At 66.4% G+C, this 22,498-nt stretch carries 25 protein-coding genes, 1 tRNA gene and 1 riboswitch; of the genes, 14 read left to right on the forward strand and 12 right to left on the reverse strand.

The window, feature by feature from the left end; genetic code table 11:
* Positions 1-10: 10 nt before the first annotated feature.
* The 5 genes from ACH5N8_RS01035 to ACH5N8_RS01055 form a co-directional block, all read right to left on the reverse strand.
* Positions 11-325 carry a DUF3240 family protein gene (locus tag ACH5N8_RS01035; protein ID WP_483282169.1) on the reverse strand — a complete coding sequence of 105 codons (315 nt, stop codon included), beginning with the start codon at positions 323-325 and terminating at the stop codon, positions 11-13.
* The gene (locus ACH5N8_RS01040; RefSeq protein WP_483282170.1) at positions 318-3,419 is read right to left on the reverse strand and encodes an efflux RND transporter permease subunit; all 3,102 of its coding nucleotides are present in this window, start codon (positions 3,417-3,419) and stop codon (positions 318-320) included. The genes ACH5N8_RS01035 and ACH5N8_RS01040 overlap by 8 nt, the downstream gene beginning before the upstream one ends.
* Positions 3,419-4,531 carry an efflux RND transporter periplasmic adaptor subunit gene (locus tag ACH5N8_RS01045; RefSeq protein WP_483282171.1) on the reverse strand — a complete coding sequence of 371 codons (1,113 nt, stop codon included), beginning with the start codon at positions 4,529-4,531 and terminating at the stop codon, positions 3,419-3,421. The genes ACH5N8_RS01040 and ACH5N8_RS01045 overlap by 1 nt, the downstream gene beginning before the upstream one ends.
* Positions 4,528-5,793, reverse strand: coding sequence for a TolC family protein (locus ACH5N8_RS01050; protein WP_483282172.1), 1,266 nt, complete (start codon positions 5,791-5,793; stop codon positions 4,528-4,530). The genes ACH5N8_RS01045 and ACH5N8_RS01050 overlap by 4 nt, the downstream gene beginning before the upstream one ends.
* A gap of 97 nt (positions 5,794-5,890) precedes the next feature.
* Positions 5,891-6,301, reverse strand: a complete 411-nt coding sequence (locus ACH5N8_RS01055; protein WP_483282173.1) for a hypothetical protein — start codon at positions 6,299-6,301, stop codon at positions 5,891-5,893.
* 77 nt (positions 6,302-6,378) lie between these two features.
* On the opposite strand from ACH5N8_RS01055, the gene ACH5N8_RS01060 reads away from it, so the two are divergent.
* The gene (locus tag ACH5N8_RS01060; protein ID WP_483282174.1) at positions 6,379-7,263 is read left to right on the forward strand and encodes an SDR family oxidoreductase; all 885 of its coding nucleotides are present in this window, start codon (positions 6,379-6,381) and stop codon (positions 7,261-7,263) included.
* Between the two features lie 13 nt (positions 7,264-7,276).
* Here the strand turns inward: ACH5N8_RS01060 and ACH5N8_RS01065 are convergent, their stop codons facing one another.
* Positions 7,277-7,633 (reverse strand): cupin domain-containing protein, encoded by a 357-nt coding sequence (locus ACH5N8_RS01065; RefSeq protein WP_483282175.1) that lies wholly within the window; start codon positions 7,631-7,633, stop codon positions 7,277-7,279.
* Between the two features lie 97 nt (positions 7,634-7,730).
* Here ACH5N8_RS01065 and ACH5N8_RS01070 point away from each other — a divergent pair, with 97 nt between their 5' ends.
* From ACH5N8_RS01070 to ACH5N8_RS01110, 9 genes are all read left to right on the forward strand, one after another.
* The gene (locus ACH5N8_RS01070) at positions 7,731-8,018 is read left to right on the forward strand and encodes a hypothetical protein (protein WP_483282176.1); all 288 of its coding nucleotides are present in this window, start codon (positions 7,731-7,733) and stop codon (positions 8,016-8,018) included.
* A gap of 43 nt (positions 8,019-8,061) precedes the next feature.
* Positions 8,062-8,160: riboswitch (TPP riboswitch) on the forward strand.
* 148 nt (positions 8,161-8,308) lie between these two features.
* Positions 8,309-9,406, forward strand: a complete 1,098-nt coding sequence (locus ACH5N8_RS01075; protein ID WP_483282177.1) for an FAD-dependent oxidoreductase — start codon at positions 8,309-8,311, stop codon at positions 9,404-9,406.
* A gap of 5 nt (positions 9,407-9,411) precedes the next feature.
* Complete coding sequence (gene thiS / locus ACH5N8_RS01080; protein ID WP_460027621.1) at positions 9,412-9,609, forward strand: sulfur carrier protein ThiS; 198 nt, start codon at positions 9,412-9,414, stop codon at positions 9,607-9,609.
* 2 nt (positions 9,610-9,611) lie between these two features.
* Positions 9,612-10,439: a thiazole synthase gene (thiG, locus tag ACH5N8_RS01085; protein ID WP_483282178.1), complete on the forward strand. Its 828-nt coding sequence runs from the start codon at positions 9,612-9,614 to the stop codon at positions 10,437-10,439.
* A gap of 39 nt (positions 10,440-10,478) precedes the next feature.
* A complete protein-coding gene (locus tag ACH5N8_RS01090; RefSeq protein ID WP_483282179.1) occupies positions 10,479-11,984 on the forward strand; it encodes a phenylacetate--CoA ligase family protein in 1,506 nt (501 codons plus the stop codon).
* Between the two features lie 151 nt (positions 11,985-12,135).
* The gene (locus ACH5N8_RS01095; protein ID WP_483282180.1) at positions 12,136-12,957 is read left to right on the forward strand and encodes a cytochrome c family protein; all 822 of its coding nucleotides are present in this window, start codon (positions 12,136-12,138) and stop codon (positions 12,955-12,957) included.
* A gap of 143 nt (positions 12,958-13,100) precedes the next feature.
* Positions 13,101-14,462: an alkaline phosphatase family protein gene (locus ACH5N8_RS01100; protein WP_483282181.1), complete on the forward strand. Its 1,362-nt coding sequence runs from the start codon at positions 13,101-13,103 to the stop codon at positions 14,460-14,462.
* 77 nt (positions 14,463-14,539) lie between these two features.
* Positions 14,540-14,935: a hypothetical protein gene (locus ACH5N8_RS01105; protein ID WP_460027626.1), complete on the forward strand. Its 396-nt coding sequence runs from the start codon at positions 14,540-14,542 to the stop codon at positions 14,933-14,935.
* Positions 14,936-15,153: 218 nt separating this feature from the next.
* Positions 15,154-15,357, forward strand: a complete 204-nt coding sequence (locus ACH5N8_RS01110; RefSeq protein ID WP_460027627.1) for a YgaP family membrane protein — start codon at positions 15,154-15,156, stop codon at positions 15,355-15,357.
* A 159-nt stretch (positions 15,358-15,516) separates the two neighbouring features.
* Here ACH5N8_RS01110 and ACH5N8_RS01115 read toward each other — a convergent pair whose 3' ends face one another.
* The 4 genes from ACH5N8_RS01115 to minC are packed head-to-tail and all read right to left on the reverse strand — an operon-like array spanning position 15,517 to position 17,653.
* Positions 15,517-15,732, reverse strand: coding sequence for a winged helix-turn-helix domain-containing protein (locus tag ACH5N8_RS01115; RefSeq protein WP_460027628.1), 216 nt, complete (start codon positions 15,730-15,732; stop codon positions 15,517-15,519).
* 56 nt (positions 15,733-15,788) lie between these two features.
* Positions 15,789-16,070, reverse strand: a complete 282-nt coding sequence (gene minE / locus ACH5N8_RS01120) for a cell division topological specificity factor MinE (RefSeq protein WP_460027629.1) — start codon at positions 16,068-16,070, stop codon at positions 15,789-15,791.
* Complete coding sequence (gene minD / locus ACH5N8_RS01125; RefSeq protein ID WP_460027630.1) at positions 16,067-16,882, reverse strand: septum site-determining protein MinD; 816 nt, start codon at positions 16,880-16,882, stop codon at positions 16,067-16,069. The genes minE and minD overlap by 4 nt, the downstream gene beginning before the upstream one ends.
* A 30-nt stretch (positions 16,883-16,912) precedes the next feature.
* Positions 16,913-17,653, reverse strand: coding sequence for a septum site-determining protein MinC (minC, locus tag ACH5N8_RS01130; protein ID WP_460027631.1), 741 nt, complete (start codon positions 17,651-17,653; stop codon positions 16,913-16,915).
* Positions 17,654-17,727: 74 nt separating this feature from the next.
* On the opposite strand from minC, the gene ACH5N8_RS01135 reads away from it, so the two are divergent.
* Positions 17,728-18,951: an alkaline phosphatase family protein gene (locus ACH5N8_RS01135; protein WP_483282182.1), complete on the forward strand. Its 1,224-nt coding sequence runs from the start codon at positions 17,728-17,730 to the stop codon at positions 18,949-18,951.
* Between the two features lie 70 nt (positions 18,952-19,021).
* Here the strand turns inward: ACH5N8_RS01135 and ACH5N8_RS01140 are convergent, their stop codons facing one another.
* On the reverse strand, positions 19,022-19,873 hold the full coding sequence (locus tag ACH5N8_RS01140) for an MlaA family lipoprotein (protein WP_460027633.1): 852 nt from the start codon (positions 19,871-19,873) through the stop codon (positions 19,022-19,024).
* Positions 19,874-20,036: 163 nt separating this feature from the next.
* Here ACH5N8_RS01140 and rnt point away from each other — a divergent pair, with 163 nt between their 5' ends.
* A complete protein-coding gene (gene rnt / locus ACH5N8_RS01145) occupies positions 20,037-20,651 on the forward strand; it encodes a ribonuclease T (protein ID WP_483282183.1) in 615 nt (204 codons plus the stop codon).
* 33 nt (positions 20,652-20,684) lie between these two features.
* Here the strand turns inward: rnt and grxD are convergent, their stop codons facing one another.
* Positions 20,685-21,014, reverse strand: coding sequence for a Grx4 family monothiol glutaredoxin (gene grxD / locus ACH5N8_RS01150; RefSeq protein WP_483282184.1), 330 nt, complete (start codon positions 21,012-21,014; stop codon positions 20,685-20,687).
* Positions 21,015-21,215: 201 nt separating this feature from the next.
* Here grxD and ACH5N8_RS01155 point away from each other — a divergent pair, with 201 nt between their 5' ends.
* Positions 21,216-22,235 (forward strand): isocitrate/isopropylmalate dehydrogenase family protein, encoded by a 1,020-nt coding sequence (locus ACH5N8_RS01155; protein ID WP_460027636.1) that lies wholly within the window; start codon positions 21,216-21,218, stop codon positions 22,233-22,235.
* A gap of 86 nt (positions 22,236-22,321) precedes the next feature.
* A tRNA-Glu gene (locus ACH5N8_RS01160) sits at positions 22,322-22,397 on the forward strand.
* Positions 22,398-22,498: the final 101 nt, after the last annotated feature.

Here is a 22,498-nt window from a genome sequence, read left to right on the forward strand (position 1 = left end):
CGCGCGGGATTCAGATCTTCCCCGCGCCGCTCAGCGGTGCGATCCAGTAGTGCAGCGAGGCTCCGGCGAAATCCTGCCGCAGGTGCCCCAGCAGTCCGTCGATCACGGCGTGTTCGGCGTGGATCTCGAAGCGGATCTGCCGCTGGTGACCGGCCACCTGCTCCGCCAGGTTGAGCTGGTCGTGGCGGGCGGAATGGCCGTTGATCGGTCCGCTGCAAAAGCCGTTGCCGGCGGCATGCTCCAGCAGCCAGTCCACCAGCACCTCCTCCAGATGCGCCGGAGCCACCAGGGTCAGCAGGCTGTCGGATGATATGCCGTTACGCATCCCGATCCCTGGCAGCCATGGTGGCCGTTTGCACGACAACTGGGCGAGACGGTTCGCCAAATCGCCGATAGAGGATAGGCAGCAGCAACAGGGTCAGCAGGGTGGATGTGAGCAGGCCGCCGACACCCACGATGGCCAGCGGACGTTGAATTTCCGAGCCCGGCCCGGTCGCGAACAGCAGGGGAATCAGCCCGAATGCAGCGATGCCGGCGGTCATCAGCACCGGTCGTAGCCGCCGCAGGGCGCCCTGGATGACCACCTGTTCCATGGGCATGCCCAAGGCCCTGAGCTGGTTGAAGGTGCTGACCATGACCACGCCGTTGAGAACGGCGATGCCCAGCAACGAGATGAAGCCGACCGACGCCGATACCGACAGATACTCGCCGGCGATCCACAGCCCGTAGATGCCGCCGATCAGTGCCAGCGGGACATTGGCCAGCACCAGCAGGGCCTGCCGCACCGAGCCGAAGGTGGAGAACAGCAGCAGGAAGATCAGCCCCAGCGCTACCGGAATGACGATGGACAGCCGGGTGGCGGCACGCTGCTGATTCTCGAACTGGCCGCCCCAGCCGAGGAAGTAGCCCTCCGGCAGGCTGACCCGCTCGGCTACGGCGCGCCGCGCGTCCTCGACGAAACCCACCAGGTCGCGCCCCTCGACGTTGCTGCGCACCACCGAGTAGCGCATGCCGCGCTCGCGGGCGATTGCCACCGCGCCTTCCACCGCATTGATCGAGGCCACAGCCGATAACGGTACCCGGCGCCCATCCGGCAGGGCGATCTGCAGGGTCGACATCTGTGCCGGCCCGCTGGTGCCGCGCAGCAGCAAGGGCGTGCGGCGGATACCCTCCTGGACGATGCCCAGCTTGCGGCCCTCCACCTGGGTGCGAAGGGTGTCCGCCAGGGCATCGGAATTCAGCCCCAGTCGCCCGGCCGCCAGGCGATCGATCCTGACCACCAGGTATTGCATGCCCTCGTTGCGCAGCGTGAAGACATCCGAGGCGCCGGCGATGCCGCGCATTACCTCGGCAATTTCCTCGGCCTTGGCGTTCAGTACCGACAGCTCCGGGCCATAGAGCTTCACGGCCACGTCGCCACGGACGCCGGTCAGCATTTCCGTTACCCGCATCTGGATCGGCTGGGTGAAGCCATAGGCGATGCCGGGGATGGTGTCCAGCACGTGGCGCAGGCGTTCGATCAAGGCCTCCTTGCCGCCCGCCTGCCACCCGGATTCCGGTTTCAGCACCAGGAAGGTGTCGGTCTCGTTCAGCCCCATGGGATCGAGGCCGATTTCGTCGGCGCCGACACGGGCGGTGATGTGCGCCACCTCGGGGACATGTTCCAGCACCGCTTTCTGGATTTGCCCGTCCATCCTCACCGACTCCTCCAGATTGATCGAGGGGAGTTTCTCGACCTGCACGATGATATCGCCCTCGTCCATGGTCGGCATGAATATCTTGCCGGTCCGGGTGTAGACCAGCAGTGCCGACAGCAGCAGCAGGCCCGCCGTGATCAGCACGGTGCGCGCATGTCGCAGCGACCAGCCCAGCAAGGGTTCGTACAGGGCGTGCAGCCGCCGCGCCAGCCAGGGCTCCTCGTGCTGCACCCGGGTCATCAGGAACGAGGCCAGCACCGGGATGACCAGCAGCGAGAACAGCAGCGAGCCACTCATGGCGAAGACATTGGTGAAGGCGACCGGCTTGAACAGCTTGCCCTCCAGGCCCTGCAGCGACAGCAGGGGCACGAAGACGATGCCGATGATGATAGAGCCGGATACCACCGGCGCCATCACCTCGCGCATGGCCCGGTAGATGACATGCAGGCGCGGCAGGCGCGCGCCTTGGGGCTGCGCGGCGAGGTGCGTGGTGATGTTTTCCACCACGACCACGGCCGGGTCGACCAGCTTGCCGATGGCGATCGCCAGCCCGCCAAGACTCATCAGGTTCGCCGTGATGCCGAACTGGTCCATCAGCAGGAAGGCGAACAGCGCCACCATCGGCAGGATCAGGGCCACGGTCAAGGCGGCGCGCAGGTCCCCCAGGAACAGCAGCAGCAGCACCACGACCAGCAGGGTGGCCTCGATCAGGGCGCGGATGATGGTCTGCGTCGCCTTGTCGATCAGCGTGCTGCGATTGTAGAAAACCCGCAGTTCGACCTCTTTGGGCAGGGCCGGGCGGATTTCCTGCAGTTTCTGTTCCACGCCCTGCACCACCTCGCGCGCGTTGGCGCCGCGCATGCCCAGGACCAGTCCCTCGACCACCTCGCCCTGGCCATCGCGGCTGACCGCACCATAGCGGGTCAGGGCACCGATGCGCACCTCGGCCAGATCGTTGACCGTGATCGGCACGCCGCCGCGATTGGCGACGACAATGGTGCGGACATCGTCCAGCGTGCTGATGCGCCCCTCGGCCCGCACCAGCAGCGACTCCTCGCCCTGGATCAGCCGGCCCGCGCCGTCATTGCGATTGTTGAGCATCAGGGCCGCGGTCAGCGCGTCCATGCTGACCCCGCGCGCCGCCAGCCGCATGCTGTCGGGGATGACCTCGAAGCTGCGGACCAGTCCGCCCAGCGCGTTGACGTCGGCCACGCCCGGCACCGTGCGGAGTGCCGGGCGAATCACCCAGTCCAGCAACCCGCGCCGGTCGGCCAGGCTCAGGCCCTCGCCCTCGACGGTGAACATGAACATCTCACCCAGGGGCGTGGTCATCGGTGCCATGCCGCCCTCGGCGTTGGCGGGCAGGGTCGACCAGACGCCGTTCAGCCGTTCCGCGACCTGCTGGCGCGCCCAGTAGATGTCGGTGCCCTCCTCGAAGTCGAGGGTGATGTCGGTCAGCGCGTATTTGGCGATGGAGCGGAGCATGGTCTGCCGGGGGATGCCCAGCAATTCCACCTCGACCGGGGCGGTGACCCGGCTCTCGACTTCCTCGGGCGTCATGCCCGGGACCTTGACGATGATCTTGACCTGGGTCGGGGAGACATCGGGGAAGGCGTCGATCGGCAATCGCAAGGCTGCCACCCAGCCGGCACCCGCGATCAGCAGCGCCAGCAGCAGGGTGAAGACGCGCTGGCTCAGGGCGAACCGGATCAGGCGCTCCATCACTCGGCGTGCTCGTGTCCGGCCAGCCCGCCGACCCAGGCCGCCTTGAGGCCGGCCACGCCTTGCGCGACGATGCTTTCGCCGCCTTCCAGGCCTTCGTGCAGTACGACGTGATAGGCCTCCTGCCCCGCCACCTGCACCTCTACCGCCTCGAAGCCTCCCTCGCGCTGGACAAAGACGTAACTGTGACCCTCGTGGTGGAATACGGCCGCTATCGGCACCTTGAAGATGCGGTCGGTACTGCGGTGCAGGGTCTGGACATTGACGTTCATGCCGGGGCGCAGGCGGTCGCCGCCCTGCTCGACCCGCGCCCGGACCAGGGCGGTCTGGCTCTGCGGGTCGACGCTCTGGCTGATCTCGATCACGCGGGCGCGTGCCTTCGGGTTGTCGATCGTGACCCGGTCGCCGGTGCGGGCCTCCTTGAGGCGCTCCTGCGGCATCTCGATTTCCAGCCACAGCTCGTCCAGACGACCGATGCGGAACAGCGGCGCCAGCGTATCGACCCGCTGGCCGACGATCGCCAGGCGTTCCAGCACGATGCCTTCGGCCGGCGACAGTACGCGGTAGATGCCGCTGATACGTCCCTCCGTCTTCAGTCGCGCGATCTCCGTCGCCGCCAGCCCGGAAGCCAGCAGCGTCTGCTCGGCGGCGCGCAGCGCGGCCTGCGCCCGTTCGAAGTCGCTGCGGGTTTCCTGCCAGCGCACCCGCGAGATCACTCCCTCGCGCAGCAGGGTATCGTCGCGGCCCATCTTGGCCTCGGCGACGCCGAACACGGACTGGGCATCGACCAGCGCCCGCTGCAGGTCCACCAGGGCAACGCTTTCGATTTCCGCCAGCACCTGACCCTTGGCCACGGTCACGCCCAGGGGCACGTTGACGCGGGTGATGACCCCCGACTGGAGGGCGGTGACGGCAAATTCGTGGGCCGGGGGCAGAACCACCCGGCCCGGGACCTGCGCCAGCGGCAGCGCGGAGACGGGTTCGGGTCTCACGGTGCGCAGGTCCAGGTGGCTGCGCTGCTCGGTGTCCAGGCGGATCAGGTGGTTTTCGGCCTGCGCCCCGAAAGCCAGGCCGAGACCGCACAGGGCCGTTGTCAGTAGGCGGGCGATCATGGCAGAACCCCGACGACCTGGTTGTAGGTGGCCGTATCCTTCTGCACCAGGATGGCACGTTCGGCCGCATCACGGATGGCGGCCTGGGCGCCGGCCTGGATCTTGAGGTAGTCGATCAGCGCGATCTCGCCGGCCTCGAAGGCGATACGGCTCATGTTGATCTGCGTTTCGGCGATGGCCTTGCGGCGCTCGGCGATGGCCAGCGCGGCCTTGTCCACTTCCAGGTTGTGGCGGGCTTCGTGCAGGGCCTTTTCAAGCTGTCGTCGCAGGGTTTCGCGCTGGACGATCTTTTCGTTCAGGGTCAGGTTGGCCTGCGCCACCTGGGGGGCATGCCAGTCGTCGCCGCCGACCGGCACCTGCAAGACCAGGTTGGTACCGGTGCCGAAATTGCCCTGGAGATCGACCTGCGAGCTGTCCGTGCCGACCAGCAGGGTGGGCTGGTTGCCCTGCTTCGACAGGCGGGTCAGCTCCACTTCGGCCTGGGCCCGCTCGACCGAGGCGCTGGCCGCCGCCAGCGAGGGGTGACGCTCGTCGAACTGCTTCAGTGGACTCAGCGGTTCCTCCAGCTTGCGCGGCGCGCGGGTCATGCGGGTGAGATTCTGGTAGGCCTTGCGGGCATGCATGACCTCGGCCTCGGCCTGGACCAGGACGGTCTTCTTTTCCAGCTGGTCGCTTTCCGCCAGCAGGAGGTCCGCCCGTGCCAGGTCGCCGAGCTCGACGCGGCGCTGCACCACGGCGGTCAGGCGCTCGGCCACCTCGTAAATCTGCCGCGCCAGCTCGCGCCGGTTTTCCATCAGCCGCAGGGTCCACAGGGCATCGCGCACCAGGCCGGCCACCTCGTGCTTGAGGGCGACGATATAGCGCTCGACCGCCTGCCTGGATTCCTCCGTCACCTTTTCGCTGGCCTGCTTCTGGCCCCACATCCACAGCGGCACCTGGTAGCCGGACTGGACGTTGGTGATGCCGTCATCCCGGCCGAAAAGGGCGTCATCGATGTATTGCAGGTACAGCATCGGATAGCCGGCGATCCAGCTCGAGCTGCGCTGTTCGAGGGCCCGCGATTCTTCCTGGAAAGCCTGGATGAGGGCATTCTGGGGGTAGCGCTCGAATGTCGTTTCGATCACGTTCCTGAGCGTGAGCCGGTCGTCGAAGACCAGCTCGTCGACATGCACTACCAGCAAATCCTCGTCGGGATCGTAGTTCAGGGCCTGGGCCGCGGGCGGAAGCCACAGGCAGAGAAGCGGGATCAGGAGACGTTTCATGACAGAACCTTGCAGCCACGGGCCATAACCACCTCGCTGGCGTCGAATGGGGTGCCGGTATCGGCCAGACAGCCGATGCCGCGGACCGGAACCTTGCTCAGGTGCCGGTTTCGGGCGGGGCGGGGCGATCGGGCGAAGCGCGCGGCGGCGGGCCACCGGGCTGCTGGCGCCGCGGCTTGCCGGCGGGGGGCTCGCCGATAGCCGGCTCGTGCCGTCGGGGCTGGCGCGACACCGGCAGCGGCGAGCCGGGCAGTCCCGTCACGGTGGCCGGCGACCGTTCCAGCAGCGGATTGCTGCCCTTGACCATGCCCGCCTGCATCACCACGACCCGGTTGCTGCCGGCAGGCGCCGCGGAGGACACACCGCTTGCCCGGGTGGTCAGGGATTCGAGGCCGGGCAGATGCAGAAACCCGCTCGTTTCCGCTGCCGCATGGGCATGCACCCAGGGCGACAGGAACTGCATCAGGATCAAGGCCAGGTGCAGAAGGGCGGGACGGAGTCGGGACATGTCACGGCGCGCGGCAATCTTCCGGAAGAGGCACTATAGTACCGCGTTATGCTTGGCAACGATGGTCGGAAAAGCCCATGACAATTTCCCGGGAGACGCGCGCGGCCAGCGTCATGATCGTCGGTTGCGGGGATATCGGCCGGCGGGTGGCGCAGCTGGAGCAGGCGGATGACCGGCCGGTCGCGGCACTGACACGCTCTGCCGCCGGCGCCGATGTCCTGGCGGCATGCGGCATTGAACCGGTGCGCGGCGATCTGGACAGTCCCGCCAGCCTCGTGCCGCCCGCCTGCGCGCTGGCTACCCTCTACTACTTCGCTCCGCCGCCGCCCCACGGAACCGAGGATCCGCGTCTGCAGTGCTGGTTGCGGGCCCAGACCGTGCTGCCGGCAAGGCTGGTTTACATCAGCACCAGCGGGGTCTATGGCGATGCCGGTGGCGCCTGGATCGACGAAGACTGGCCGGTGGCGCCGAAGACGGCGCGCGGGCAGCGACGCCTGGCCGCGGAAACGATCCTGCGCCGCTGGCAGGCGGATACCGGCGTGCCGGTGATCCTGCTGCGGGTGCCCGGCATCTATGGTCCCGGCCGGCTGCCGGCCGAGCGCGTTCGCCAGGGCATTCCGGTCCTGCTGCCGGAGGAATCGCCCTACAGCAATCGCATTCATGCCGACGATCTGGCTGCGGCCTGTTTTGCCGCCGCCCGCCAGGGGCAGCCCGGGCGGGTCTACCACATCAGTGACGGGCAGCCGACCACCATGACCGATTATTTCTGGCGCATCGCCGATCTCCATGGCCTGCCGCGTCCGCCCGCCATCACGCTGGCCGAGGCGCGGCGGGTGCTGAGTCCCGCGATGTTGTCCTTCCTGGAGGAATCGAAGCGCCTGGACAATCGGCGCATGTGCGAGGAACTCGGCGTTCAGCTGCGCTATCCGGATCTGGCCGCCGGTCTGCCGGCCTGTCTCTGAGGCATCGGGCCGTTCAGGGGCCGGGCTGGGGCGTGCCGTCGCTGGCGAAGTGCAGCGCCAGCCAGATCGAGACCTGGTCGGGATCGGTCCAGCTCACCCGGTGCCGGCAATGGGCCGGCAGCAGCACCGCATCGCCGGGCGCCAGGTCCAGTTCCTCCGGCTGTCCCTCGATCGCCAGCCGCGCCGCGCCCTGCAGCAGCGCCACCCATTCGTCGCGCGGCTGGTCGTACCATTCGCCGGCGGGTGTCGCATGGCCGCGCGACAGTATGCGTTCGATGCGCAGGGCGGACGTTTCCAGCCAGGTTTCGAAGCGTTCCTGGTCCAGTTGGTCGGGAACCTGCTCCAGCAGGGAGCGGATGCGTAGGGTCATGGCGGGTACCGGGAGGGCTGACAACCGGGGCCGGCGGCCTGGATTCGGCGCGCCGGCATTTTGATAGAGTAGCGCAACCTGTTTCCGGAGAACGCCGATGACCGCGATCCTGTCTGTCCTGGCCGTGTTTCTCTCGGCCCTCTGGTTCTACCGCACCGCCGCCGCGCGCCGGCAACCTGCGCTGGCCTGGGGCCTGGCCGGGGCGCTGCTCTATTACGGCGGCTTCCTGTTCTGGATGTATGTCGTGCTCCGGAACTTCATGGCCGGCCATTTCCAGGTCCACAGCTTCTGGATCGGGATCGCCATGGATGTTTCGTCGATACTCGTCGGCCTGGCCGGCATGGCGACCTTTCGCTGGCTGGTGTTGTGCCGCAAGGGGGGCTGAGCGCCGCCTTCGCGAAACGGCCGGATTGTGCTTTAATTCCGACTTGCCGAAACAGGGGTGCCTGCCGTTCCGGGCAGCGCTGAGAGAGACCCTCAAACCCGATCCGGATAATGCCGGCGTGGGAAGTTTCCAGGGCCCGTTGCCGATGAACCGGCGGCGAGGCCACCTTCCCCCCCGTCCGCTTCTCCGGTTCGCCCAAGACAGGAGCCGGATATTCCCACCCGATCCATCCAGATCCCCGCCATGGCTGGCGTCATGCCTGCCGGCGCTTGCGGCGCCAGGCGTTACCTATGAGCGCGCGTTTCGCCGTACTCGGCGGCGGCCTGATGGGCCGGCTGATGGCGGTCTCGCTGGCCAGGGCCGGTCAGTCCGTCGATCTCTTCGATCGCGCCGGTCCGGATGCGGAAGGCTCGGCCGCGCGCGTGGCCGCGGCCATGCTGGCGCCGCTGGCGGAGTCGGTCGAGGCCGAGCCACTGGTCGTCGAACTGGGCCAGGACAGCCTGTCCCGCTGGCCGGCGCTGCTGGCCGGGCTGTCGCGGCCCGTCTACTTCCAGCGCCAGGGAACGCTGGTGGTCTGGCATGCGCAGGACCGGGACCAGGCCGTGCGGTTCGGCCGGGCGCTGGGGCGCGCCCACCCGCGCCTGCCCGGGGCGGAGCCGGCCCGCGCGCTGTCGGGCGCCGAGATCGCCGCGCTGGAGCCGGGCCTGGGCACGCGCTTCCCGCGCGGGCTGTTCCTGCCGGGTGAGGGCCAGCTCGACAATCGCGCCCTGTTGCCGGCGCTGGCGGACGCCATGCGGGACGCCGGGGTTCGAACCCACTGGCAGGTGATGGTCGCGCCCGAGCAGGTCGAGGCCGACTGGATCATCGACTGCCGGGGGCTGGGCGCCAAGCCCGACTGGCATGCCGTGCGCGGGGTGCGTGGCGAGGTCGTCCGCGTTCACGCCCCCGAGGTGACGCTGACCCGGCCGGTGCGGCTGCTGCATCCGCGCTATCCGCTGTACATCGCGCCCAAGCCCGATGGGATCTATGTCATTGGCGCCACCCAGATCGAATCCGAGGATCTCTCGCCAGCCAGCGTCCGTTCGGCGCTGGAACTCCTGTCCGCGCTTTACTCCGTGCATCCCGGCTTTGCCGAAGCGCGCATCCTGGAGATGACGGCGCAATGCCGGCCGGCCCTCCCGGACAACCGGCCGGAAATCCGCTGGGAAGGGGGGCGGCTGATACGGATCAACGGGCTCTACCGCCACGGCTACCTGATTGCCCCGGCCGTCCTGGAGGCAAGCTTGGCGCTGGTCCGGCACCTGGCGGCGGCGGATACCCTGCGGCCTGCGGACTGGCGCGCCCAGCAGCGCTGGCCGTCCCTGTACCACTTCGAGGAGGCGGCCTGAACGCCATGCACATCATCATCAACCAGCAGGATTTCGACTTGCCGCAAGGCGCCACCCTGGACGACGCGTTGGCGGCCTTCGGTGCCCGGCCGCCGTTTGCTGTTGCCGTCAATCTGGGTTTCGTCCACCGCCAGGACTACCCGACCACGCTGTTGCAGGCCGGCGACCGGGTCGAGGTCGTGCAGCCGGTCGCCGGGGGTTGAGCATGAGCATCCAGGAACGGTCAACCCCGGATGACCGCGATGCCTTGATCCTGTACGGCACCCGCTTCCCCGGCCGCCTGCTGCTCGGCACGGCCCGCTATTCCTCGCCGCGGGTGCTGGAGGAATCGGTACGGGCGGCCCGCCCGGCGATGCTGACCGTTTCGCTGCGCCGGCAGGCCGCCGGGCACAACGAGATCGGCGGCCAGGCCTTCTGGGATCTGCTGGCGCAGCTCGACACCCCGTTCCTGCCGAATACCGCCGGCTGCCACACGCCGGAAGAGGTCTACACCACCGCCATGATGGCGCGCGAGGTGTTCGGCACCGAATGGATCAAGCTGGAGCTGATCGGCGACGACTACACGCTCCAGCCCGATACCCTGAACCTGGTCGGTACGGCCGAGCAGCTGCTGCGCGAGGGTTTCAAGGTGCTGCCCTACTGCACCGAGGATCTGGTGCTGTGCCAGCGGCTGGTCGATGTCGGCTGTGAGGCGGTGATGCCCTGGGCGGCGCCGATCGGTACCGGCAAGGGCGCAATGAATCCCTATGCCCTGCGCCTGCTGCGTGAGCGGCTGGACGTGCCGATGATCGTCGATGCCGGCATCGGCCTGCCGTCCCATGCCTGTCAGGTCATGGAATGGGGTTTCGACGGCGTGCTGCTGAATACCGCCGTGGCTCAGGCCGACGACCCGGTCGCCCTGGCCCAGGCCTTTGCCCAGGCCATCGCGGCCGGCCGATTGGCCCATCGTGGCGGCGCCATGGTCGAGCGCGAGTCGGCCGAGCCCAGTACCCCGGTGATCGGCACCCCGTTCTGGCACCAGGCGTCGGGTTGATGCCCTGGCGGGCCAGCTGCTTACCTCGGAGGAATGCGCATGAAACCCGATGCCGAACGGAGCGCCACCCAGGCCGCATGGCGGCATTTCCTCGACAGCGACCTGGATGCCCTGATCTGCCCGGACCCTGCCGCCGTCGCCGGGCGGGTGCTGGGCCTGTTCCGCCATGCCGCCGTGACCGTGCCGGCCTACCGCGAGCTGCTGGCCAGCCACGGCATTGTGCCGGAAACCATTCGCACGCTGGCGGATTTCGGCCGCCTGCCGCTGATGACCAAGCCCGGCTACATGCAGGCCTGGCCGCTGCCCCGGCGCTGCCCGGGCGGCACCCTGGCCGCTTCCGACCGGGTGGCGGTGTCCTCCGGCTCCACCGGTCAGCCGACCTTCTGGCCGCGCGGCCTGCGGCACGAGCTGGATATTGCCGTGCGCTTCGAGCAGGTGTTCCGCGACAGCTTCCGTGCCCATGAGCGGCGTACGCTGGCCGTGGTCTGCTTCGCACTGGGCAACTGGGTGGGTGGGCTGTTCACCGCCTCCTGCTGCTGGCATCTGTCGCACAAGGGCTATCCGCTGATGGTCGCGACGCCGGGCAACAACAAGGACGAAATCTTCCGCGTCGTCCGTACGCTGGCGCCGGAATTCGAGCAGACCGTGCTGCTGGGCTACCCGCCCTTCGTCAAGGATGTCATCGACGCCGGACTGGCCGAGGGTATCGACTGGTCGCGTCACAACGTGCGCATGGTGTTCGCCGGGGAGGTCTTCAGCGAGGAATGGCGGGCCGAACTGGTGCGGCGGGCCGGTTCGACCTCGCCCTGCCGCGACACGGCCTCGCTCTACGGCACGGCGGATGGCGGCGTGCTGGGCAACGAGACGCCCTGGACCATCGCCGCCCGCCGCTACCTGGCCGAGCACCCGGATGCTGCCCGCGAGCTGTTCGGGGAGTCGCGTCTGCCGACCCTGGTGCAGTACGATCCCGCCAGCCGCTATTTCGAGGTCCACGAGGATACCCTGATCGTTTCCGGCGACAGCGGCGTGCCACTGGTCCGCTATCATATCGCCGACAAGGGCGGCGTGATCGGCTTCGACGACATGCAGGCGTTCCTGCGCGAGCGGGGCGCCGCGCGCTGTATGGGCGAGGTCCTGGATGGGAGCGCGCCGGTCCGGCCGCTGCCCGTGGTGTATGTCTTCGGCCGCGCCGACTTTACCGTGTCCTTCTACGGCGCCAACATCTACCCGGAGAATGTCACGGTGGGCCTGGAACAGCCCGAGGTCATGGACTGGCTGACCGGCAAGTTCGTGCTGGAGGTGCGGGAGGATACGGATGGCGACAAGCATCTGAGCGTCACCGCCGAACTCCGTCCGGGTCTGACCGGCGATGCCGAGCGGGCCGCCCGCCTGGCCGAGAGCATCCGCGCCCAGCTGCTCCGCCTCAACAGCGAATTCCGCCACTACGCGCCGGCCGAACACCAGCTTCCCCGGGTCACGCTGCGCGCCTTCGGCGATCCCGAATACTTTCCGGTCGGCGTCAAGCACCGCTATACCCGCCGCTGAGGCGATGGCTGCCGGATTCCCGCGCGCTCTCGCGGGAGAAGTCGGCGGTGTCCGGGGGTAAGATGTGCCGGAATCAAGCGATGGGGTGATCCGCATGCGAAACATTGCTACATGCCGACGGGGCCATGCCATGCTCCGGCCGTGGTGCCTGATGGTATCGCTGGTCTTGCTGTCGCTGGCCGGGCGCGCCGTGGCGCTGCAACTGCCGTCTCCGATCTCCCTGGCGAAGGACGCCAGCCTGAGGAGCCAGACGGTGGAGGTCATCGAGCCGCATGCGACCACGCCGGAGCGGCCTGTCCGCATCGCCTATGTCGGCGTACCGATGCGGGAGGCGTTGACGCGGTGGTTCGGCGAATCCTGGCAGCGGCCGGGAACCGAGGTGGTGTTTCTGGCCGAGGATGGCTATGCCTCGGCCATCCCCGCCGAGAAGCTGGCCCGCCAGCCGGCCTACCTGACCTACGCCCGCGCCGATGGAGCCCCCTTCGAACTGGATAACTGGGAGCAGCGCGAAAGGGTGCCGCTGGCGCCTTACTATCTGGTCTGGGATAACCTCCGGGTGCCGGCACTGCAGCATGACGGTTCGTCCGGCTGGCCGTATCAGGTCACCCACATCCGTTTGCGCCAGCCAGGCGACGATGCCGCGTTGCGGTTGCCGCATGCCGATCTGGAGACGGCGCTGGGCCTGAAGGACACGGTGACGAACTGTCTCACCTGTCACCACCTGCGCGGCTTCGGCGGCGAGAAGTTTCACGAGGACCTGTCCGTCAGTCTTTGCCGCTGGCCCGATGCCGAACTGGTGCGCTGGATGCTCGAGCCGTCCCGCTTCCGTCCGGGCACCAGCATGCCCGCCCTCAACCGCGCCTGGCCGGACGAGGAGCGCCGCCTGGTTGCCCACCGCATCGCCCGCTACCTGGATGGCGTGCGGCGGTCCGATCCCAGGATTTGCGCGAGGGACGCGGGTAAACCGCACTGACCCATTGAGCCGGCTTGATTCCCCCGGTCGACGGGGCGTCGGCCGGGCGATAGCCTCGGGTCCGGTGAAACTTGAGCGTTTCCTGGCCTGTCCCTGACGGAGTGCTTCTGCGGCAGTGCCGGCTTATCCTCCATGACCGTCCCATGTATCGAAATACCTTGATCCTGCTTGCCGGCCTGCTTGGCGCGGGCCATGCCGTAACCTCCCTTGCCGATCCTGCCGCCCCGGGCCGGCTTTCCAGGCTGGAAAACATCGTGGTGATCTACCTCGAGAACCACAGTTTTGACAATCTCTACGGGCTGTTCCCGGACGCCGATGGTCTGGCCGGTGCCGCCAGGGAAAACACGCTTCAGACCGACCGGCAGGGCCGGCCGTTTGCCGTCCTGCCGCGCGTCATGAGTACCTGGACGCAGCCCCCGACGCCTGATCCACGCTTTCCCGAGCGCTTGCCGAACCGGCCCTTCGGGATCGATCGATATGCGCCGCCGACGGAGCGGATCGGCGATCCCACGCACCGCTTCTACCAGCATCAGGCGCAGATCAACGGCGGCCGGATGGATCGTTTCGTCGCCGAATCCAATGTCGGCGCGCTGGTGATGGGATATTACGATGGCCGGCGGCTGCCGCTGTGGGATTGGGCCAGGCGCTATACCCTGGCGGACCGCTTTTTCGCGGCGGCGTTCGGTGGTTCGTTCCTCAACCACCTGTGGCTGACCTGCGCCTGTACCCCGAGGCATCCGCAACCGCCGCAAGACAATACCGCCGTGCTCGACACCCAGGGAAAGCTGCTCAGGGATGGCGCCTATACGCCCGATGGCTATGCGGTCAACACCCTCTATCCGCCCTTCAGCCCGCGCAGTCCCAAGGCCGACACTCCCGGCAAGGTATTGCCGCCCCAGGTTCAGCCCACCATCGGCGATCGGCTGTCGGGCAAGGGTGTGACCTGGGCCTGGTATGCGGGCGGCTGGGACGACGCCCTGGCCGGCCGCGCGGACCCGAGCTTCCAGTATCACCACCAGCCCTATGCCTATTTCAGGCGCTACGCCGATGGCACACCGGATCGTGCCCGGCATCTGAAGGACGAGCGGGACTTTCTGGAGGCCATTCGCCGGGGCCGCTTGCCGGCAGTGGCGTTCTACAAGCCCCTGGGACGCTACAACGAGCATCCCGGGGATGCGGATGTCTTCGCCGGCGAGCAGAAAACGGCCGGGATACTGGCCATGCTGGAGAAGAGCCCGCAATGGCCGCACATGCTGGTCATCGTTACCTATGACGAGCACGGCGGCTTCTGGGATCATGTGCCGCCGCCGGTGGGCGACCGCTTTGGACCGGGCAGCCGTGTTCCCGCGCTGCTGATTTCGCCGTTCACGCGCGGCGGGCGCATCGACCACACGACCTACGACGCGACCGCGATACTGAAGCTGATCGAAACCCGCTTTGACCTGGAGCCCCTGGGGCGGCGCGATGCCGCGGCGGCGGACCTTGCCGATGCCTTAAGGTTCTGACTCCGGTCAAGCAACGGCATCCGGCCATTTTGTTATAGTCCGCGCTGCCAGTTAACCATCTTCCATGTGAGGCCATTGTGGAATCAAATCTCGTCAAGGGCATGATCGGTTTTGCCATCCTGATGATCGTGGGCTTCGTGATCGTGGGCACCACGCGGGAAACCCAGCAGGAGAAGATTCAGGGGGCATTCCTGCAAACGTCCGGTATGCTGAACAGCCTTGCGCTGGACAAATGCTCGGAGGCGGCGCGCAAGGAAATCGGTACCCATCCCTACACGCCGTCCGAATCCCAGAGCGACAGCATGACCTATGTCAGCCTGGTCTGGAACAGCGTTGGCTCCGCGAAGCGGGTGGAGTGCCGCTACATGCTGGATCAAGGCATAACCCTGCTGAAGATCGACGACCGCACCCTGATCGAGAAGACGGCGCCGGTGACGGCTGCGCCAGCCGCCCCGCAATCCGGCCATCATTGATGTCTGGGGTGGACGGCCCGCCAGCGGCGCTGCGCCCGGCTCGTCATGGGCGTGACGATGGGGCGCCCGCCGCCATCGTCAGGCTTCCCGTTCAGAAAGTGCTTGACATGTCCGTCTCTGGTTTGACATGGTCCAGTGCCCCGCCGATCGTGTGCGGCACGATCCGGCATGCTCGGCGCGGACCCTTGTCCTAACCAATCCTATCGAGGGGTGTCATCATGAATCTGCCACAGAATGTCGGGAAGACGGACAAGTATCTGCGGATCGGCGCCGGTCTTGGGCTGCTGGCCCTGGCGCTGAGCGGCATCATAGGCGTCTGGGGCTACATCGGCATCGTGCCGCTGCTGACCGGTCTCCTTAACACCTGCCCGGCCTATTCGCTGCTGGGGATCAATACGCGCACTGTCGATCGGAGCGAATGAGGTCTGGCATCGTGGCTTGCGCCGGCATGCTGCCGGATTCGAGAGCCTTGCGCCCCTGAGCAAGCGGGGCAACGCGGGAGATGCCTGGCCGGCCCGGCGATGGCTGGCATCTCCCGGCCGGTAATGCCCGTACTTGGCTGAACCGGGGCGACGGCGGGTTTATGATTCGCGCAGGCTGAAAAACTCGTTCTTGCCTTTCAGCTCGACGCGGATCTTGCCTTCCCGCGCCAGCCAGCCGATGGCGCGCTGGATTTCATGGCGCTCCAGCCCTGTTGCCTCGATCAGTTTGGTGGCGCTGGCGTTCGGCGTTGCCTGCAGTGCTGTCCAGACCTTGCCGGCAGCGGCTCCCAGGGCTTCGTTGAATGCGTCGCTCATGATGCGGGTTCTCCGGTGAGGTTGTGACGGTATCCGTGGGCTTTACGTCCCCGCGTTCACAGGGCGGAACGCCGCCGGGGAGGTGTCTCCTCCGGCAGCACAATGTTGAGCTCGAGGACCTCGCGGTTCTCGTCCTGTTCCATGTTGACCGTGATGGCGTTCTGTTCAACATGGACATACTTGCGGATGACGTCCAGCAATTCCCTTTGCAGATCGGCGAGATAGGCGGGCTGGTTGCGTTCCGCCCGGCGTTCGTGGGCGACCAGGATCTGTAGTCGCTCCTTGGCGACCGAGGCGGACTTCGGTCGCGAGGACCGGAAATAATCCATCAGGTTCATGCCTTACCCCCGAACAGGCGGCCGAACAGGCCTTTCTTCTCCGCCTCGATGAAGCGGTGCGCAATATTCTCGCCGAGATAGCGGCCGACGACATCCTGATAGGCCTGACCGGCATCGCTTTTCTCGTCCATGACCACCGGCACGCCGGAGTTGGAGGCGTTCAGCACCGCCTTGGATTCCGGGATCACGCCGAGAAGATGCAGGGACAGGATTTCCTGGACATCGTCGACGCTCAGCATCTCGCCGAGCTTGACGCGTTGCGGCGAATAGCGGGTCAGCAGCAGGTACTCGCGGATCGGCTCCTGGTTGGCCTCCGCCCGCCGCGACTTGCTGGCCAGGAGTCCCAGCATGCGGTCGGAGTCGCGCACCGAGGAAACCTCCGGGTTGGTCACCACGATGGCGTCGTCGGCAAAATACATAGCAAGATGCGCACCGCGTTCGATGCCGGCCGGCGAGTCACAGACGATATAGTCAAAATTCTCCGACAGTTCGTTCAGCACGCGCTCGACACCTTCCTGCGTCAGGGCATCCTTGTCGCGGGTCTGGGAGGCCGGCAGGATGAACAGGTTCTCGCAGCGTTTGTCCTTGATCAGGGCCTGGTTCAGGCTGGCTTCATTGTTGATGACATTGACGAAGTCGTAGACCACTCGCCGCTCGCAGCCCATGATCAGGTCGAGGTTGCGCAGGCCGATATCGAAATCGACCACCGCTGTGCGGTGACCGCGCAGCGCCAGGCCCATGGCGACCGCCGCGCTGGTGGTGGTTTTGCCGACTCCGCCTTTGCCGGAGGTCACGACGATGATTCTTGCCACGAAAAGTCTCCCGATGGTGGTAGCAGTGATTCAGAGTGGTGCGATGACCAGGGCGTCGTCCTGGAGGTAGATCTGCACCAGCTTGCCCCGGAGGGCGTCTTCCTCGTTCTCGCTGGTGCGGTAATGGCCGCCGATGGCGACCAGCTGGGCCTGCAGGTCGGAGCAGAAGATGCGGGCCTCGAGATTGCCCTGCACGCCGGCCAGGGCCCGGCCCTTGAGTGGCCCGTAGACGTGAATGTTGCCGTCGGCCATTATCTCGGCGCCCGGGCTGACCTGTGCCAGCACGATGAGGTCACCGCCGCTGGCATAGACCCGCTGACCCGAGCGTACCGGCTGGTCGATGACCTTGGTGCTGGCAGCCGCGGGCCGGGGCGGTGGCGGTACGCGGCGGCGCTCCGGCGCTTTCGCCTCGGCGGCAGGCGCTGGCTCGGCGCGCACTTCGGCGAGCACGGCGATCTTTTCCGCCTGCGCGGCCTTCTGCTGGTCCGCTGTGCCGCCGCGCATGCCGACCGGCACCAGGGCGTGTTCCTGGAGCATGCCCAGCAGGGCGATGAAATCCAGCTCCAGTTTCTGGCTGGCGGACAGATCGCCGAGGTCGACGATGATGGGGGCGTGGCGAAAGAATTCCGGCGCCTTGCCCAGCTTCTGGGCGAGCTGCAGGTCCACCTCGGCCAGGTCGCTGGTATGGACCTTGAGGATCGGCAGGGTGATGGAGCCGGACTTCAGCTCGACCGCGGCGGTGCTGTGGGTGGCGGGAGGATTGGCGGACATGGGGAGATTGGGCGCCGGTCTGGCTTGGAATGATAATCTGCCAGCATTCTAACATCGTGCCAAAGCATCTGAACATGAACGGGTTTGTCGCGCCATCCGGGCCCGGGAGCGCCGGCTGGCGGCAGGATTTCAGAGCGTTGCGGCCCGACTACGCGGGCGGCAGCATCGTCAATCTGATGAGTTCGCTGGTGCTGGGCCTGGGAGGCGATGCTACCGGTCATGAGCCGCTGGCGCTGTTGCCGCCGGAGGAAGTCCGCGACTATCGCCAGGTTGCCCTGATCGTTGTCGACGGTCTGGGCGATGCCTTGCTGACGCATCTGGCCGCCGATTCGTATCTGGCCACCAGTCGGCGCGGTACGCTGACCTCGGTATTCCCCTCCACCACCGCTGCCGCGGTGACGACCTTCCTGACCGGGCTGGCGCCGCAGCAGCACGGTCTGACGGGCTGGCACATGTACTTTCGCGAGCTGGGTGCCGTGCTCGCGGTGTTGCCGGGCAGGCCCCGCTTTGGTGGCGTCCCGCTGGGGCAGGCCGGCATCGCGGTCGACCGTTTCTTCGGTCACCGGCCGGTCTTCGAGCGGCTGCCGGTCCCGAGCCAGGTGCTGTCACCGGCCCTGATCGCGCATTCCGATTTCAATCGTGGCCATTGCCGGCCGGCGGCCGTCACGGGGTATGCCTCGATGGCCGAATTTTTCCAAGGTCTGGTCGACAGCCTTTCCCGTCCGCAAGGCCGACATTTCGTCTATGGATACTGGTCGGAGCTGGATCATATTGCCCACGTCTCGGGGCCGTTCGGCACCGAGGCGTTGACGCATTTCCGCCAGTGGGATGCTTGCTGGGCCGATGCTCTGGCGGCTCTTGCCCGCCGTGGCGACACATTGCTGATCGTGTCGGCGGACCATGGCTTCGTCGAAGCGACGCCCGCCCGTACCGTAAGGCTGGAGGAGCACGCCGAGCTGCAGGATTGCCTGGTGCTGCCGCTCTGCGGCGAGCCGCGGCTCGCCTATGCCTACGTCAGGCCCGGGCGCGTCAGGGCTTTCGAGCGCTACCTCGGACGTTATCTTGCCGATGTGCTGGAGTGCCAGGCCAGCGAGACCCTGATCGTGCAGGGCTGGTTCGGCCCGGGTGCTCCTCACCCCCGGCTGGCCGAACGGGTGGGCGACTATACCCTGGTGATGAAGGAGAACTACGTGATTCTGGACAGGTTGCCGACCGAGCGACCGCTGGCCCTGCAGGGGGTTCACGGCGGCGTCAGCGCCCTGGAAATGACGGTGCCGCTGGTGGTGGCCAGCCGTTGAGACACGGCGGGGAGGCGCTCGGCGGCGCGGTCCGCCAGGCTGGCGTCGGGCCGGCCCGCGCTGTCCGGTGTCAGTGGCGGATGGTCTGCGGCGGGGGATTGCCGGCATCCTTGGCCGGCGCCGGGCTGTCGTTGTCCAGGCCTTCGAGATCCAGGTCCATCTGCCGTTCCAGTTCCTCGTCCAGCGGCGGGTGGCCATCGTGGATGACGAAATTGCGCTGCTGGAAGTAGGCGTTGCGGATGAACTCGTAGCGGTCCACCGATGCCTCGTCCATGATCTTGGACGCGCTCAGCAGGTCTGCGCGCTGGTCGGTCAGGCGCAGTGCGCCGGATCCCAGGACGATCCAGTCCGTGAAGTGCCAGCCGGACATGCTGTACCCCGCCATCGGCGTGATCCAGTTGATCGGATTGGCAGCGGTGTCACCCGCGATGCCGAAAAGACCGCGCGGTGTGCTCGGTCCCAGCAGCGGCAACACCATGTAGGGGCCCGAAGGAATGCCCCAGACGGCCAGGGTCTGGTCGAAATCCTCGTTGTGCTTGGCCAGGTTCATCTTGCTGGCGACATCGACGAAGCCGGCGAGGCCGACCGTGGAGTTCACGAAGAAGCGGCCGATATCCTTGCCCGTTTGCAGCAGCTTGAACTGCAACAGGTCATTGCCGATGACGGTGATGTCCTCGACATTGTTGTAGAAGTTGGTGACGCCCTGGTCGACGACCGATGGCGTGACTTTCTTGTAACCGGTGGCGACCGGCTTCATGACGTAGTCATCAAGCTTGTCGTTGAAGTTCTGCACGCCGCGGTTCCAGTTTTCCAGTGGGTCGCGTTCGTCCTTCTTGGTGGCGTTCGACGAGCAGCCTGCCAGCAACGACAGAGCCAGCAGGGATGCCAGGGAAGGCGATGTGTACGGAGGACGTCTAATCATGATGGGACCCGACAGGACATTCGCGCGATTGAGGTCATGGCTTTCCGGCATACCCGAAGAGACGACCCGCCTGAGTTGGCAAATTGGGGCAATATAATAAGCTTCGCTTGGACAGTCGAGCATAAATTGTACTCAGCCCATGCAGCAACATGAAAAGCCCCTCATGGCTCGACGGTTTCGGGGCTATCTGCCCGTCGTCGTCGACATCGAGACATCCGGCTTCAATCCCAGGCAGAACGCTGTCCTGGAGATAGCCGCCGTCATCACCCGGATGGATGACCAGGGCCAGCTGACGCTGGCCAGCACCCATGCCCGTCATGTGAAACCCTTTCCGGGCGCCAAGCTGGAGGCTTCCGCCCTCAGCTTCAACAAGATCGACCCGTTCCACCCGTTTCGGCTGGCGGTGGATGAAAGGGAGGCGCTGCAGGAGATTTTTCAACCCATCCGCGTGGCCGTGCGCGAGAACGGTTGCACACGCGCCATCCTGGTGGGCCACAATCCGGCCTTCGACATCGCCTTCCTGAACGCAGCCGTCGAGCGGGCTGGCGTCAAGAAGAATCCCTTTCATCCGTTTGGCACGTTCGATACCGCCACCCTCAGCGGCCTGGCCTATGGTCAGACGGTGCTGGCCAAGGCCGTGCAGGCTGCCGGCATGGACTGGGACAACGACGAGGCCCATTCCGCGGTTTACGATGCCGAGCAGACCGCAAGGCTGTTCTGCGGCATCGTAAACCGCTGGCAGTACCTGCAATCGCTGGCGGTTCGCGAATCTCCCTGAGCGGCGACGGCAACCGGCGGAGAACTGGTCTGGCTAGTCGTCCGTCGAGCCAGCGGTCGCGTCCTGCAGCATCTTCTGGAGTTCACCCTGCTGGAACAGATCCATGATGATGTCGCAGCCGCCGACCAGTTCGCCCTTGATGTAGAGCTGGGGGTAGGTGGGCCAGTTGGAATAGGTCTTCAGGGCGTCCCGCAGTTCGGGATCCTCGAAGATGTTGACGTGGGTGAAGGGCGCCCCGCAATGTTGCAGGATCTGCACGGCGCGGCCGGAAAAACCGCACTGCGGGAAGGCCGGGGTTCCCTTCATGTAGAGCAGGACAGGGTTCCCGGCCAGCTGCGACTCGATACGCTCAATGACATCCATTGACAGACTCTCCGCAAAGATAAAAACCCAGTAAATTTATCAGAATATCGCCCGGGGCGGTACCGGCGATGTCCATCGCGCGCATGGCATGCCGTTCTCTCCCTGCGGCGAACAGCTTGTCCACCGGTCCATGCCTTAACTCGGGCGCGACCCTGGTGGATAATGGATCATCCACTTTCACCACGATAACCGGAGTCTCGCATGCACCGAATTACCCTGATCCCTGGCGACGGCATTGGCCCTGCGATCGTCGAGGCGGCGGTGCAGGTCATCGACGCCACCGGCGTGTCGATCGACTGGGACCGCCAGCTGGCGGGCATGGCTGCCGTCGAACAGCTGGGTAATCCGCTGCCCGAGGAAACGCTGGCCTCCATTCGCGCCAACCGGCTGTGCCTGAAGGGACCGCTGACCACCCCGGTCGGCGGCGGTTATCGCAGCGTCAATGTCACCCTGCGCCAGGCCTTCAACCTCTACGCCAATGTGCGTCCGGCCGTATCCTTCGAGGGAACCGACACCATTTTCAGGGACGTCAACCTGATGACCGTGCGCGAGAATACCGAAGGGCTCTACGCCGGCATCGAGCATTTCATCCAGGTCGATGGCGAGAAGATCGCCGCCGAGAGTGTCGCTGTCGTCACCCGCAAGGGCTGTGAGCGCATCATCCGCTATGCCTTCGACTACGCCCGCAAGGCCCAGCGCAAGCGGGTCACCTTGGTGCACAAGGCCAACATTCTCAAGTGTACCTCCGGTCTGTTCCTGGAAATCGGGCGCGAGATCGCCAAGGAATATCCGGACATCGCCTTCGACGACCGTATCGTCGACGCCTGCTGCATGCAGTTGGTCATGAAACCCGAGAGTTTCGACGTCATCGTTACCACCAACCTGTTCGGCGACATCCTCTCCGATCTGGCGGCTGGCCTGATCGGCGGGCTTGGGCTGACCGCCGGCGCCAACATCGGCACCGACGCCGCCATCTTCGAGGCCGTTCATGGCAGCGCGCCCGACATTGCCGACAAGGGCATTGCCAATCCCACGGCCATGATTCTCGCCGGCGCCATGATGCTCGAACACCTCGGCGAACTCGCCGCTGCGCGCCGCATCGAGCAGGCCGTTCGCGACGTCATCCGCGAGGGCAAGTCGGTGACGCCGGACATCAAGCCGGGCTCCACCTGCGGAACCCGCGACATCGCTGCAGCCATCATCGACAAGGTCAGGGGCTGAGGTCGGCGCCGTTTCACCGCGCGGTAGCTCGCTGACGGCTTGCCGGTAATCGCGGCTCGCGTTAAAATCCGCGCTTACTCCTTACTGTCCCCTTCGTCTAGCGGTCCAGGACTCCGCCCTCTCACGGCGGCAACAGGGGTTCGAACCCCCTAGGGGACGCCAATTCTGTGGCTGACAGCAAACCCGAATTTTCGGGGATCCTGGCCTGCCGCGATCCGCAACCGCCCTCGGGCGGTTTTTTGTTGTTCGGCTCCCCGCGCGGC

Source organism: Methyloparacoccus sp. NF-16, from assembly GCF_056880625.1.